Source organism: Streptomyces tibetensis (assembly GCF_007655005.1).
GTDB classification, from domain to species: Bacteria; Actinomycetota; Actinomycetes; order Streptomycetales; family Streptomycetaceae; genus Streptomyces; species Streptomyces tibetensis.
The window spans coordinates 211,967-225,213 of the sequence record NZ_SZVW01000013.1; the positions used below are offsets into that span (position 1 = coordinate 211,967).

General features: G+C 68.4%; 10 protein-coding genes. 1 reads left to right on the plus strand and 9 read right to left on the minus strand.

The window, feature by feature from the left end; all coding sequences use genetic code 11:
• Positions 1-84 precede the first annotated feature (84 nt).
• Positions 85-588 (minus strand): MarR family winged helix-turn-helix transcriptional regulator, encoded by a 504-nt coding sequence (locus FDO69_RS23140; RefSeq protein ID WP_104781758.1) that lies wholly within the window; start codon positions 586-588, stop codon positions 85-87.
• 65 nt (positions 589-653) lie between these two features.
• On the opposite strand from FDO69_RS23140, the gene FDO69_RS23145 reads away from it, so the two are divergent.
• Entirely contained in the window at positions 654-1,931 is a 1,278-nt protein-coding gene (locus FDO69_RS23145) for a multidrug effflux MFS transporter (RefSeq protein ID WP_104781759.1), read from the plus strand.
• A gap of 153 nt (positions 1,932-2,084) precedes the next feature.
• On the opposite strand, the gene FDO69_RS23150 is transcribed toward FDO69_RS23145, so the two are convergent.
• From FDO69_RS23150 to FDO69_RS23185, 8 genes are all read right to left on the minus strand, one after another.
• Positions 2,085-5,171 (minus strand): RICIN domain-containing protein, encoded by a 3,087-nt coding sequence (locus FDO69_RS23150; RefSeq protein ID WP_104781760.1) that lies wholly within the window; start codon positions 5,169-5,171, stop codon positions 2,085-2,087.
• A gap of 179 nt (positions 5,172-5,350) precedes the next feature.
• Positions 5,351-6,403, minus strand: coding sequence for an aldo/keto reductase (locus tag FDO69_RS23155; RefSeq protein WP_104781761.1), 1,053 nt, complete (start codon positions 6,401-6,403; stop codon positions 5,351-5,353).
• Complete coding sequence (locus FDO69_RS23160) at positions 6,400-7,317, minus strand: amidohydrolase family protein (protein ID WP_104781762.1); 918 nt, start codon at positions 7,315-7,317, stop codon at positions 6,400-6,402. The genes FDO69_RS23155 and FDO69_RS23160 overlap by 4 nt, the downstream gene beginning before the upstream one ends.
• Positions 7,314-7,655, minus strand: coding sequence for an L-rhamnose mutarotase (locus tag FDO69_RS23165; protein ID WP_104781763.1), 342 nt, complete (start codon positions 7,653-7,655; stop codon positions 7,314-7,316). The genes FDO69_RS23160 and FDO69_RS23165 overlap by 4 nt, the downstream gene beginning before the upstream one ends.
• Positions 7,652-9,667 (minus strand): DUF8034 domain-containing protein, encoded by a 2,016-nt coding sequence (locus tag FDO69_RS23170; RefSeq protein WP_104781764.1) that lies wholly within the window; start codon positions 9,665-9,667, stop codon positions 7,652-7,654. The genes FDO69_RS23165 and FDO69_RS23170 overlap by 4 nt, the downstream gene beginning before the upstream one ends.
• Positions 9,668-9,702: 35 nt before the next feature.
• Entirely contained in the window at positions 9,703-10,557 is an 855-nt protein-coding gene (locus tag FDO69_RS23175) for a carbohydrate ABC transporter permease (protein ID WP_104781843.1), read from the minus strand.
• Between the two features lie 106 nt (positions 10,558-10,663).
• Positions 10,664-11,578 (minus strand): carbohydrate ABC transporter permease, encoded by a 915-nt coding sequence (locus FDO69_RS23180; protein ID WP_104781765.1) that lies wholly within the window; start codon positions 11,576-11,578, stop codon positions 10,664-10,666.
• Entirely contained in the window at positions 11,575-12,936 is a 1,362-nt protein-coding gene (locus FDO69_RS23185) for an ABC transporter substrate-binding protein (protein ID WP_104781766.1), read from the minus strand. Before FDO69_RS23185 ends, FDO69_RS23180 begins: the two co-directional genes overlap by 4 nt.
• Between the last annotated feature and the right edge of the window lie 311 nt (positions 12,937-13,247).

Sequence of the window (13,247 nt, forward strand, 5' to 3'; positions counted from 1 at the left end):
GTCTCCGTCCGGGCCGGTGCCGCGCGTGCGCGGCGAACTCGGCTCCCTGGGGCCAGAACGCGGACGCGATGACCGTGCCGCGGGTCAGTCCCGTCCGGCCCCGCTCTCCATGACCTCCACCAGCCGCTGCAAAGCCCTGATGACCTGCTGACGATCCTTGCCCAGGTCCGTCAGCAGCTCGACCTCGGCGGCGAGCTGGCGGGGGAAGAAGGCGTCGATGGCCTGGGCGCCCGCTTCGGTGACGACGACCAGGGCGGCACGGCGGTCCGCGGGATTGGGGGTGCGGGCGATGAAGCCACGGCGCTCCAGTTTGGCGAGGGTCTTGCTCATTCCGGCGCGGGACATCCCCATGTGCTGGGCGAGACCGCTGGCGATGACCGGGTCGGTGGCGTGCCGCAGGGGGACCAGCACATCGACCTCCGGAGCGGTGAGGGGGGCGCCCGCGTAAAGCGGCTCGACGGCACGGCCGAGGAGGCCTGTGACACGTTTGAGCAGGCCGACCAGCTCCATGGGGGAGGTGTCCAGGTCGGGGTTGTGCTCGGCCCACTGTGCGCGGATCCCGTCGGGGGAGGGAAGGGTGGAGGGCATGCGGCTCGGCTCCAGCTGTACGGGGACATTTGTTAACCAGTGAATCATTGGCTAACGTTATTGCCATGATATCCCCGTCCCCCGCTCCTTCCACCGCTGAACGACTCACCGACCCGGACACCGCCCCCCAAACCGCCAGGCGCTCGGCCCTCACCCTGGTCGCCATCCTCGGTGCCCTCACCGCCGTGACGCCTCTGGCCATCGACATGTACGTGCCCGGCTTCCCCTCCATGGGCGACACGCTCGGCGCGAGCAGCTCAGCTGTCCAGCTCACGATGACCGCCTTCCTGGCCGGGCTCGTCGTCGGTCAGTTGGTCCTCGGCCCCCTGAGCGACGGGCTCGGGCGACGTGGGCTGCTCATGTCCGGGGTCGCCGGTTTCGCCTTCTTCTCCCTCGTGTGCGCGCTGGCCCCGAACATCGGTGTGCTGACCGCTGCCCGATTCCTGCAGGGCGTGACCGGCGCGGCCGGTGCCGTGCTGGCCCGGGCCGTCCTGACGGACCGCTTCCGCGGCACCGAACTGCCCCGCCACTTCGCCGTGTTGTCGCAGATCATGGGCGTGGCACCCATCGCCGCGCCGGTGCTCGGCGGGGCCGTCCTGGCCGTCTCCACCTGGCGCGTGGTGTTCGTCGTGCTGACGGTGCTGGGGGCCCTGCTCCTGTCGGCCGTGGTGCGGGCCGTGCCCGAGTCCCTGCCGCCGGAGCGCCGGCAGCACGGCGGGATCGCGAGCACGTTCCGGGCCATGGGCGCCCTGCTCGGCAAGCGGGCCTTCATGGGCTACGTCCTCGTCCTCGCCTTCGTCTCCGCGGCGCTGTTCACCTACATCAGCGGCTCCAGCTTCGTCTTCGAGAACCTGCACGGAGTCTCCTCGACGACGTACTCGCTCATCTTCGCCACCAACGCGGTCGGCATGCTCATCAACGGGTCGGTGTTCTCCCGCCTGGTCCGGCGAGGCGTGCGGCTGAACACCCTCCTCACGACCGGCGTGGGCGTCGCCGCGCTCGGCGCCATGGCCCAGGTCCTCCTCGTGGTCACCGTCGGCGAAACCCTCGCGGGAACCTGGATCACCCTGTTCGTCACCGTCGCCGGGATCGGCCTCGTCTTCCCCGCGGTCATGAGCATCGGCCAGACCCTCGGCCGCGCAGCCCCCGGCGCCGCCTCAGCGGTCCTCGGCGGCCTGCAGTTCCTGTGCGGCGCCCTCGTCTCGCCCCTGGTCGGCGTCTTCGGGGAGGACAGCTCCCTGCCGATGGCTCTCATCATGCTGTTCGCGGTGGCGGCGGCCGGAGTGTCCCTGTGCACGCTGGCACGGCCCTGGCGCGGTGAGGGCGAGCCCTCGGACGGCTGACCGGCAGGCGCGACACGGCAGGCGAGGTGTGCAGCCGTCCACGGCAGACGTCCTCGACGCATGTCTGCGGGGCGGTGCCGGCTTCCGCACCGGCCCGCCCCGCAGGGTTTTTCGCCTCCTTGAGTTTTCCGGCCCGCCGGTATCGGTGAGCGGTCAGTCCACGTTCACGACCTTCCACAGCTGACTGTCGGCGTTCGTGTCCGTCGACTGGACGAGCTGAGTGCCTCCCGAGGACACGTCGAGCAGCTTGTTGCTGTTCACGTTCTTGATCTTGTAGTAGCCGTTTCCGGCGGCGACCAGTGTCCAGTGCTGGCTCGGGGCGTTGTCATCGGACGACTGGACGATGGACGTGCCGTCCCCGCCGACGTCCATGAGCAGGGCACTGTTCCGGCTGACGATCTCGTAACTGCCGTCACCCACCGGGACGAAGCGCCAGTTCTGGTTCAGGGCTCCGGAGTCGGCCCACTGGATGACGTTGGCTCCGTCGGACATCGACGCACCCGAGACATCGACCGCTTTGGAGCTGCCCTTGTTGACCAACTTGTAGTTGGCGTTCGTGGCGGGGAACGCGATGGAGGCGAACGCGTCCAGGGTGCAGACGGCTCCGGACGAGGCGGTGTTCTTCGTGCCGGTGCACACCACCCGGATCGTGTGGGGGCCCGCCGCGAGGTCCGTCTTCTCGAACAGCGGCACCTGCTTCGTCACCGTCGAGGCATAAGCGTCGATGCCCGACTGGGCGAGGGTGCCGTCGAGGTAGACGTCGACCTTGCCCATGTTCGGCTGCGTCATGCTGAGGTACCGGACTCCCGAGCCGGTGAACGAGAACTCGGCGTAGTTCCCCGCGGTGCTCGTGAACTTCTCGGACCCGTTCATGTCCTTCGTGTCGTTCCAGTTCGACCAGGTACCCGAGTAGGTCACGCCGGCGGCCTTGTCGTCGACGTGGTTCCAGCGCTGCCGCACGAGCGCCTTCGACGCGGCGGAGGCGTTCCCCTGGGCGTCCACGACGTAGAGGCGGTAGTCACCCGCGGTCTGCGGGACGCTGATGGTCGTCGAGGTGCCACTCGCGCTGGTCTTGGTGGGACCGGTGGCGAACGTCGTGGTGCCGGCGGGAGCCAGCCAAAGGGTCTTGCTCCCGTCTCCGGGGCTTCGCACCGCAATGGTCGTCACACCCTTGCCGGTGAACGTGCTGGCGGGCAGCGCGTAGTCCTGGAGCGCCACATCGGCGGACGGCACGATGTCCTTGTAGAGGTCGTCCAGACCCGCGTTCACCGCGATGCTGTAGGCCTGCGACGGCCACACGCGGTCCGCGTACACGCGCACGTTGTCGATGGTGCTGTTCGGGACGCTCTTGCTGAAGATCGTGTTGACGGGGCCGTAGGTGTTGGTGATCTGCAGGTCGTGCTGCTTGCCCCAGGTGCCGGAGTTGATGGCGTACTTGACGTTCGGGTCGATGTCGAGGACGTTGTCGTGCTCGTTGATGTTGGCGGAGCCTTCATCGGGGTGGATCCCGTACTTGTGACCGGCCGGCACGCCCTGAATGAAGTTGTTGCTGATCTCGGTGCCCGGCTGGTTGCCCAGCGTGTAGATGGGAGCGGAGTCGCCGAGCGTCTGCATGGTGTCGATGAGCTCGTTGTACTTGACGGTGTTGTTCTTCGCCGTGGTGGTCGGGTTCCCGGGGTTGATGGAGCCCTGCGAACCGTCGAAGTTCCACCATCCCCAGCCGAGCGTGATGCCCGCCCACGGGGACTTCTCGATGCGGTTGTGCTGCAGGGACAAGGTGTCGGCGAAGTAAGCAGACACGGGGCTGGACCCCTCGAACAGGACCGCGCTGTCGTAGAGGTAGTTGTTCGTGACGGTGATGTTCTTGCAGACGCCCTCGACGTTCACCGGGTACTTCTCGTGGTTCGCCGAGGTGTAGTCGCCGATGTACACATGCTGGGGATGTCCCACGGTGAGGGCGGATCCGGCAATGTCATTGGTGTAGTTGCCGGTCAGCTGCGAGTCCGTCACGTCGTTGGCCAGGGTGATCCCGTCGGCGCCGGTGTGCTGCACCGTGTTGCGCTGCAGGACGATTCCGTCGGCGTTCTCGATCTGGATGGCCGCAGGCGGCAGATCGACGTTGCGGTACGTGTAGACGTGGAAGTTCCCCGTCGTGTAGACGTTCGAGCTGGCATTGCCCTGCTGGCCCTGCCGGAAGACGGAGCCCGCCACATTGACCAGGTTCCAGTCGGAGTGCTCGACCGTGAGTCCGGAGAACGTGATGTTCCGCGCGTGGTCGGTCGTGGACGTGCCGGCGATCTTGAGGAGGGTGGACACGTTGTTCGGCGCGAAGACCTTCGCCGTGGTCATGTCCTCGGAGCTGGATTTGTAGTAATAGAGCGTGTGGGCGGCCTTGTCGAAGTAGAACTCACCCGGCTGGTTCAGGAACTCGTACGCGTTCATGAACGTGTGGCTGCCGCCGGGGTTGAAGTTGCCGTTCGGCGGTCCCTGGGCGATGGCCGCGCCCGGCTGCTGGAACATGGCCACGCGATTGGCGCCGTCCGAGCTCGTGGTGATCTGCCTGACGCCCACGATCGCCGTGGTCCAGGTCGTCGACGATTTGATCTCCACGTCGTCCTGGTTGGACGCGATGGCAGGCAGGTCGGAGAGGCTGTACTTGGCTCCGTCGCACTCCGTACCCGACTCCCAGGCCCACGGAGCCTGGTTCTGCGTGACGGTGTAAGTCCCGTAACACCCAGCAGAGTTGATCGTCTTCGAGGCCATCTGGGCGCGCTTGCCGTTGACGTAGAGAGCGCGGAGCTTGTTGTCGCGGTCGAGGGTGGCCTTCCAGATATTCCCGCTGTGCTGTGTCCAGCCGGTCACCTGAACACCACCGTCCAGGACCGGCTTCTCACCCGGATAGGCGGCGTAGACGACGTGGTGCCCGTTCGTGCCGGAGTCGGCGGAGGCGAAGTTGATGGTGCTGCTCACCGGGTAGGTGCCGCCCCGGAGATAGACGTTGGTGTCTCCGGTCATGCTGTCGTTGACCGTGCGCACGACGTCCCGGGCGTGCTGCAGGGTCTTGAACGGAGCCGAGACGGTACCGGAGTTGGAGTCGCTGCCGTCAGGAGAGACGTAGTACGTCGCCTGGGTCGCGGCCGAGGCCGGGGTCGGCATCGTGAGGGACGTCAGCAGCGTGGCGGAGACCGCCACCGCGGCGCCTGCTGACAGCATGCGGACGGAGGAGGTGACGTGCTTCATCGTCTGTCCCTCCCTCTGGTGCGAACGATCGGGTGGGCGTACATACGGCGGCTCCCTGTATGTCCTCGGTAGGTCCTCGGTGCGGTTGACTCGGGTCGTCATCGGGTTCGGCTCTGAGTGCCTCGAAGGCCGGGGCACGACTGTGGGCTCGCCTCACGACGGAGGTGGAGCGACGGGAGTCAGGGCCGGCGTAAAGGCTCGTCCGCCGCGAGGGGAACGTCGGGCCTGATGAGACCCTGGCGCCGGAGGTCGTCCCAGAGCGCCTCGGGAACGGCACCCCGATGGAGTGCGGCGTTCCGGCGGACCTGCTTCGGAGTCCGCATGCCCAGCGTGACGTTGACGACGCCGGGGTGTGTGTAGGGGAAGGCGATGGCGGCGGCGGGCAGGGCGGTGCCGTGCCGCGCGCAGACCTCGGCGATGGCCAGCGCCCGTCGGACCAGGTCCGGCGGCGCGTCCCGGTAGTCGTACTTCATGTCTTCGGCGGGCCGGTCTTGGGAGAGCAGTCCGGAGTTGAACACGCCGACCGCGACGACGCTCTTGCCGTGCTCCTGCGCGGCGGGCAGCACATCGTCCAGCGCGGACTGGTCGAGCAGGGTGTAGCGCCCGGCGAGCATGACGACGTCGGCGGCGGTCTCGCGCAGGAAGCGGGCGAGCATGGCGGACTGGTTCATGCCGGCCCCGACGGCCCCGATCACGCCCTGGTCGCGCAGGTCGGCGAGGGCCGGCATGGCCTCCTCCGCGGCCTGCCGCCAGTGGTCGTCGGGGTCGTGGAGATAGACGACGTCGAGCCGGTCCAGGCCGGTGCGCTCCAGGGTGTCGTCGATGGAGCGCAGGACACCGTCGCGGCTGAAGTCCCACTGCCGGCGCACGTCATCGCGCACCACGAAGCCCTCGTCGTCGAGGCCTCGGGGCCGTTCGTTGGGGACGAGGAGCCGGCCCACCTTGGAGGAGACGACGCAGGCCTCGCGCGGCCGGGCGCGCAGGGCGGCGCCCAGACGGCGCTCGGAGAGGCCGAGGCCGTAGTGCGGCGCTGTGTCGAAGTACCGGATGCCCGCCTCCCAGGCCGCGTCGACGGCGGCCGACGCGTCCTGGGCGGGAGTCACCCGGTAGAGGTTGCCGATCACCGAGGCCCCGAAGCCCAGGTCGGTCACGGCGACCGAGGTGTTTCCCACGGTCCGCCGGCGCACCACGTGCTCCTCGGGGGAGGCAGGCGCACGGTGGGAAGGGGTCATCCGTCCCCCCTCGTGGTGCGGGCGGCGGCGTCGCCTCCATCGGAGGCGGGCGCGAGGCGGTAGAAGGCGGTCGCGGTGCCGGCCAGGACGGACTGGATCTCGTTCGCGGCACAGCCGCTGAGCAGTTCGTCGACGGTGGCGGCCCAGCGGTTCCAGCCGCCCGCGAGGTTCGCGACCGGCCAGTCCGAGCCGAACATCAGCCGGCCGGGGCCGAAGGAGTCGAGCAGGACGTCCCAGACGGGCCGGATGTCGGCGGTCGTCCAGCTGCCGTGGTCGGCTTCGGTGATCAGCCCCGACACCTTGCACACCACGTGGGGATGACCGGCCAGCCGGCGTACCTCGCGTTCCCAGTCCGCCAGGTCACGCGCGGCGATGGGCGGCTTTCCCGCGTGGTCGAGCACCTGGGGCAGGTCCGGGAACCGTTCGGCCAGCCGGATCGCCTGGTCGAGCTGGTGGCTGCGGACGAGCACGTCGTAGCAGAGCCCGCGGTCCCGGAGCGCCGCCAGGCCACGCTCCACATCGGGCCGCTGCAGCCATCCGGGGTCCGTCTCGCCCTGCACGAGGTGGCGCAGCGAGCGCAGATACGTGCCGCCGGGTCCGGCGCTCAGGCGGTCGAGCACGTCACCGATCGCCGGGGACGTCAGATCCGCCCAGCCGACCACGGCCCCGATCAGCGACTCCTGTGCGGCGAGCGCGAGCAGGTCCTCGGTCTCGGGCACGTCCGCGATGCACTGCACCACGACCGTGCTGTGCAGCCGGCGGCCCGCGATCGGGTGAGTGGCGGTGGCGCGCAGATCGTCGGGGGTGAAGGTACGGCGGATCGACGTCACGGCGGGGTCGTCGAGCCAGGGCTGCGGACGCCGGGCCAGGTCCCACAGGTGGTGGTGGGCGTCGACGAGAGCGGGGGCGGTCACTGCGGGTCCGCCTTCGGGCCCAGATGCCAGACCTCCGGCATCTCCGTCCACTGGCGTGAGTCGCCCCGGTCCGGCCACGGCTCCTGGCACGGGTCGGTGAGCTTCCACCACTCCTGGGTCTCGGGGTCGGCCTCGAGTTCCGCCATGTCGGCCTCGAAGTCCTCGCCGTGGTACTCGAAGTAGGCGAACAGCACGTCACCGTGGAGGAAGAGGCTGTAGTTGCGGATCTGCGCACGGTGCAGGGCGGCCTCGACTCCGGGCCAGACGGCGGAGTGGAGTTCGAGGTACTCCCGCCGGTGTTCGGGCCGGAGCCGGATGGTCTGGGCGAAGCGCTTCATGAGGTGTGCTCCTCCACGCCCGGGCGGGGCTGGTCGGCAGAGTTGTCGAAGGGTGTGCGGTAGCTGGGGGTGCGGGTGCGCAACCGGAGCCGGAGCGTCAGCCGTACACGGGTGGACGCCGGAAGCCGGACGGTCAGGAAGGCGCTGTCGCAAGCCGCCTCCGTCTCGGAGACGACCGGCTCCGTGTGGCCGTAGTCGTACATGTCCCCGATCCAACCGTCGTCCGCGCACGTCGTGTACCGGACCGCCGTGATGGTGTGCTCGGCGAAGGCACCCGCCTGGACGATCACCGTGCGCTCGGCCGCGGGGGAGAGGTTCACCAGTTCGACGGTGGTCGCCTCGGGCTCGATGGACGTGACCAGCGCGGCCACGTCCGGCGGCAGGCCGGCGCGGCGGGCCTCGGCGTCGTGGTAGCGCAGCCGGGCCTGTTGCAGGCCGCCGTTGTACAGCACCTGGGGGCCGCCCCAGGTCAGCTGGACGAGAGCCTCGGTGACCACCGGGTTGCACAGCTGCCACACGTGGATGTCGGCCTCGGCCACGTCCAGGTCGCGGTAGCGGTCCATGCGCCGCAGACGGTGGCGGACCTGGGCCTGGGCGGTGGCGAGGATCCGCTCCGGGTAGCCGGGGTCGTCACCGGCGAGGAAGGCGAACCACGCCTTCTCGTGCCCGGACTCCTCCTTGGCACGGAACGGCCGCACCGTGCGCCAGTCGATGCCGTCGGCCTCGCGCAGCCCCTCCAGCCGGGCGCGGTCGGTGTCGGAGGCCGTGTGGTGCCACAGGGCGACCGGCACGGGCGGGGTGAGGGGGTTGTAGTCGAACCAGCCCGAGTCGTTGTGACGGAAGGGGAGGTGGAGCGTGGGCGTGGTGATGTCCGGACCGAGCTCGACCGCCCACTTGGAGGGCAGACTCGAGTCCGCCTCGGTGTGGGGCATCACCTTGCCGTGGCCGATGAGGGTGTCGAGCGAGGTCGTGACCATGGAGAGGTAGTCGTCGTCCCCGGTGACCGTCGCCGCCGCCAGCGCCGCCACACAGGCCGCGTGACCCACGCTGTGCCAGCCGTGCGGCCAGGACCAGCCGTAGTGGCCGCCGTACCAGCGCCCCTCCAGCAGACTGCCGACCTCGCCGTCCGGGCCGGCGTTGTCCGGGATGAGTCCCTCGTTCGCCTGCGTCCGTTCCCGCCACGCACCCACGTACTCGACGATCCAGTCGCGGTAGCGCTCCTCGCCCGACAGGATCCAGGCGTTGAGGACCAGCCCGGCCGCGGCGAGGTTGACCGCCGTGTCGCCGACGCCCATCCGCGTCCGCATCTGCGCGCCCAGCCGGGGATCCTCGGAGAGGGGGAACGGGCCGCCCTGCGCCTCGGGGATCCAGTCCAGAGGGAAGCCGTAGGTCTCGGCCTCCTTCAGCAGCCAGGGGTAGACGTCTCCGTCGAACAGGCCCGACCGGTCCGGGTCGCTGCCGTTGTGGGGGCGGGTGATGACGCGGTGTTCGGGGTCGTAGTTGCCCTTGGACGCGTCGACGTACAGCTCGGCGAAGCGCAGGGCGCGCTCGGACCAGCGGTCGGGGGCGGCCATGCACAGGAAGTAGAGCAGCAGCAGGCTCTCGCCCTGGTGGAACCAGTCGTAGCCGCGCTCGTACTCGTCGCGCAGCATGTCCAGTTCGGTGAGCTGCCGGGTCACGCCCTCCCAGTGCCTCTCACTCGCGGGCAGCAGATCGTCGGCGCCGCCGAGGAGGTAGAGCTGGGGCCAGTTGAAGAACACCTCGTAGAAGTCGTCCACACCGTCACGGGTGGTGAGCCGGTCGTTGTAGTTCAGCCGTCCGTCCTGGCCGGTGAAGTCGCGGGCGAAACGGCGCCAGGCGTGGTCGAGCAGGTCGAACAGCGCACGCTGTGCCGTGGCCCAGCCGGGTGGTTCGAGCAGCGGCACCCCGGCCTGGACTTCGGGCGGGGGAGCCGGGTGGCCGGAGGCCTGGGCGTCCTCCCCCGAATCGTGGTCGGCAGAGCTGAGTGGCATGCGGGGGTTCTCCGTTCGGGGTGGCGGCGCGGACGTCATTCCTTGGTGGCTCCGGCGAGCATTCCGCTCACCAGGAAGCGCTGGGCGAAGAGGAAGACGACGAGCACCGGTGTGATGGCCACCAAGGTCGCCAGAGCCAGCTGCGGGCGCTCGATGGCGAGCGAGCCGACCGTCGGGTTGAACGACGGCACACTGCTGAGCAGGTTGCCGACGCCCACCTGGACGGGCATCTGGTCGCTTTCGGGGAGCATCACGTACGGCAGGAAGTAGTTGGTCCAGTTGGCGACGAAGCTGAAGAAGCCCACGAGCGCGATGACAGGTGTCGCCAGCGGCAGTGCCACGAGGCGGAAGACACCGAACTCGGAGCAGCCGTCCATCCGCGCCGCTGCCAGAAGGTCCTTCGGCACGGCGGTGGTGAAGTAGATGTAGGTCAGGTAGACGCCGAACGGATAGAAGGAGTACGGCAGGATGATCGACCACATCGTGCCGATCAGGCCCACCGCGTTGATCTCCAGGAACAGCGGCACCACCAGCGTGGCGTTCGGCATGAGCATCACGACCAGTGTCGAGATCAGCAGCGCGCGCCGGCCCCGGAACTCGGTCATCGCCAGGGCGTAGCCCGCGGGCACGGCCACGCACAGCGTGATGGCCAGCGAAATCACCGCGTAGAGAGCGGAGTTGCGCAGCCACAGCATGATGGCGTTGTCCTGGTACGCCGTGAGGGCGTGCCAGTTGGCCTCGAGCGTGTGCCAGGAGCCGATGGACAGCGGGCTGTCGTGGACCAACTGCTGGTCGGTCTTGGTCGCGGCGAGGACGAGCCAGAGCACCGGCAGCACGAAGAACACGACGAACACGGCGAGTACGGAGGCGGCCAGCAGCCGCGACGGCAGGTGCCGTGCGGGCCGTCGGCGCTGCCGCGAGGTCCGGTGCCGGGACCGGCTCACGGCCTCGGGTCCCCGCACCGAGCGGGGTGCGGCGACCGAACTGGGGGAGGTGTCAATCGGCATCGAAGAATCCCGACCGTGCGACGAAGAGGGCGGCGGCCGACACACCGACGACCAGGAGCTCCACCGAGACGGCGGCGGCTCCGTTGATGTTGTTCATCTGGAAGGCGAAGTCGTACGTCAGCTGGTTGACCGAGTAGTCACGTCCGGCCACGCCCACACTGGCGAGGGAGAGCAACTGCGGTTCGACGAACAGCTGGGCGCCGCCCGCGAAGCCCAGGATCACCATGTACACGATCCACTTGCGAAGCATCGGGATCTGCACCCGCCAGGCGGTCTGCCAGGCGTTCGCGCCGTCGATGTGCGCGGCTTCCATGACGTCCTTGGGGATGTTGTTGAGCGCCCCGTACATGACGACGATCCAGCCGCCGGCTCCGGTCCAGAACGCGATGATCGTGAACAGCAGTGCCAGGTTGCCGGGCGCGATCACCTCGCCGAAGGTGTGGAACCCCAGTGTCCCCAGCAGGGAACTGACCGGGCTCACCGTCGGATCGAGCATGAACAGCCACACCAGCACGCTGGCGGCGCCGGCGAGCGCTCCGGGGATGTAATAGAGGAACCGGAGCGCCTGCCCGGCCTTCCCGGAGGCCAGGCGGTGCAGGAGCAGCGCCAGGCCCACCACGAACACCACCAGCGAGAAGAGCCAGAGGACGAGGTAGACCGCCACGTGGCTCACGGCGTCCACGAAGCGGAAGTCCTGCGCCGTGGTGATGAAGTTGGCGAAGCCGGTGAAGGTGCCCCCGGCGTCGGTGAAGGCGAAGTAGACGGCGTAGCCGGTCGGAAGGATGCCGAACGCGATCAGCAGGATCACGTAGGCGGCGACGAACGCCGCGCCGGCCCGGCTCTGCCGGGCGGGGCCGCGACGGCGCCGACGGGCAGAGCCGGTCGATGAGAGGGTCAGGGTCACTGGGAGACCTTGTATCCGTCGGACTTGGCGTACTTGACGATGGAGTCCTGCCAGGCCGGCAGCATCGAGACGATGCTCTTGCCTTGGGTCAGGCCTGGCTTGACGGTGGCGGCCCAGATCGCCTCCTGGCTGAACTGGCCCGAGCCCCAGCCCGGCCAGACCTGACCGGAGGCGTCCTTGAGCGCGCCGAGGCCACCGCTGAAGTAGCCGGAGGCGTCCTGGGCCTTCAGCCAGTTCTCGGCCGCGGGCGCGTAGGCCGGGAAGCCGGGCGCCTTCTCGCCCTGGTAGGCGTTGTCGGTGGTGACCCACTTCAGGAAGTCGGTGGCCGCCTTGAGGTGAGTGGAGTGCTGGGAGAGCAGCCAGGTGCCGCCGCCGACGTTGCCGGTGGACGTCGAGGTGTCGCCCTTCCACTGGGGTATGGGGGCCACACCGATCTGCTTCGCCGGGGTCTTGAGGCCGTCCTTGAACACCGCCCCGCCGAACCAGGCCGGACCGGGCATGAGCAGGATCTTGTCGGCCTCGTTCTTGGTGAAGTCGGTGCTGAACACCCCGCTGATGGACATGGACTTGTTCTTGATGAGCGCGTCCATGAGCTTGGCCATCTTGGTGCAGGCCTCGCTGGTGGTGTTGACCGACACGGCCTTGGGGCCGGTGATGTGGTTGGCGCCGCACTTGCTCGCCCACAGGTAGATCTCGGGAGTGAAGGAGTCGCCCGCGTCTCCCACCAGGTAGCCGGGGTGTTCCTCGGCGACCTTCTCGCCGAGCTTCTGGTAGTCCTCCCAGGTCGTCGGCACCGTGTAGCCGAACTTCTTCATCAGCGGCGCGTTGTACCAGAGCACCGCCTGGGAGAGGTCGTTGCGCAGACAGTAGAGCGTGCCGTTGACCGTACAGACGTCGTTGGCGCCCTTGGCGAAGTTCCCCAGGGTCCCTTCCGGGATCAGTCCCTTGTTGAGCGGCGCGGCGAAGCCCGCGTCGACCGCCCAGGTGACCTCGTTGTTCTGGGAGCTGAAGACGACGTCCGGCCAGCCCTTGTGGGTGCGGTTGAAGAGCTGGACCTTCGTCTGGAGGTAGTTCGACCCGTTGGCGTTGCCGTCGTAGCTGACGATGTCCAGCTTCACGTCCGGGTGCAGCTGCTGGTACTGCTTCGCGGCGGCCAGCCGGGTCGCGTCCACCCAGACGGTCAACGCGCCGTCCTTCTGGGGCGCTTGGGCGAAGCCGTCCTTCTCGGTCGTGCTCGCGGTGCCGCCACCGCAGGCGGCCACGGTCATGAGCACGGTGGCCGCGCAGCCGGCCAGCAACGCAGAACGTCTCTTGCTCGACACTCTTTCCTGGCCGGCCGAAGACTCGCTAAGGGTCATGAACGACTCCACTTGGTGTGCGGGCGCCCCGAAGCAGATCGGGAAGGTGGCGCGGGGATGAGGCGACGACTGCTCTGTCACTGCCGTCGCGGAAGAAATTAGGCGCCTTATCCAGCAGGCAGTCAAGGGTGTGTGCGGCTCTATTTGCCCAATTTCAAAGCGTCGCCTCGGCGATTAAGGAGAGATTGGTGCCTGCTGTGACCGTTATGTCCAACTTATGCATCGGCCTTTATCGACTGGCCCATTGCCAAATAAGTACGACTCATTGTTGGCTACGGGTACGATGAGCGCGGCTCAACAGCGATCAGTCG

Bases quoted from the DNA above. Each gene is read 5' to 3' on its own strand.
- FDO69_RS23140 (WP_104781758.1), bottom strand. From the start codon at position 588: ATGCCCTCCACCCTTCCCTCCCCCGACGGGATCCGCGCACAGTGGGCC.
- FDO69_RS23170 (WP_104781764.1), bottom strand. From the start codon at position 9,667: ATGCCACTCAGCTCTGCCGACCACGATTCGGGGGAGGACGCCCAGGCC.
- FDO69_RS23145 (WP_104781759.1), top strand. From the start codon at position 654: ATGATATCCCCGTCCCCCGCTCCTTCCACCGCTGAACGACTCACCGAC.
- FDO69_RS23150 (WP_104781760.1), bottom strand. From the start codon at position 5,171: ATGAAGCACGTCACCTCCTCCGTCCGCATGCTGTCAGCAGGCGCCGCG.
- FDO69_RS23155 (WP_104781761.1), bottom strand. From the start codon at position 6,403: ATGACCCCTTCCCACCGTGCGCCTGCCTCCCCCGAGGAGCACGTGGTG.
- FDO69_RS23185 (WP_104781766.1), bottom strand. From the start codon at position 12,936: ATGACCCTTAGCGAGTCTTCGGCCGGCCAGGAAAGAGTGTCGAGCAAG.
- FDO69_RS23165 (WP_104781763.1), bottom strand. From the start codon at position 7,655: ATGAAGCGCTTCGCCCAGACCATCCGGCTCCGGCCCGAACACCGGCGG.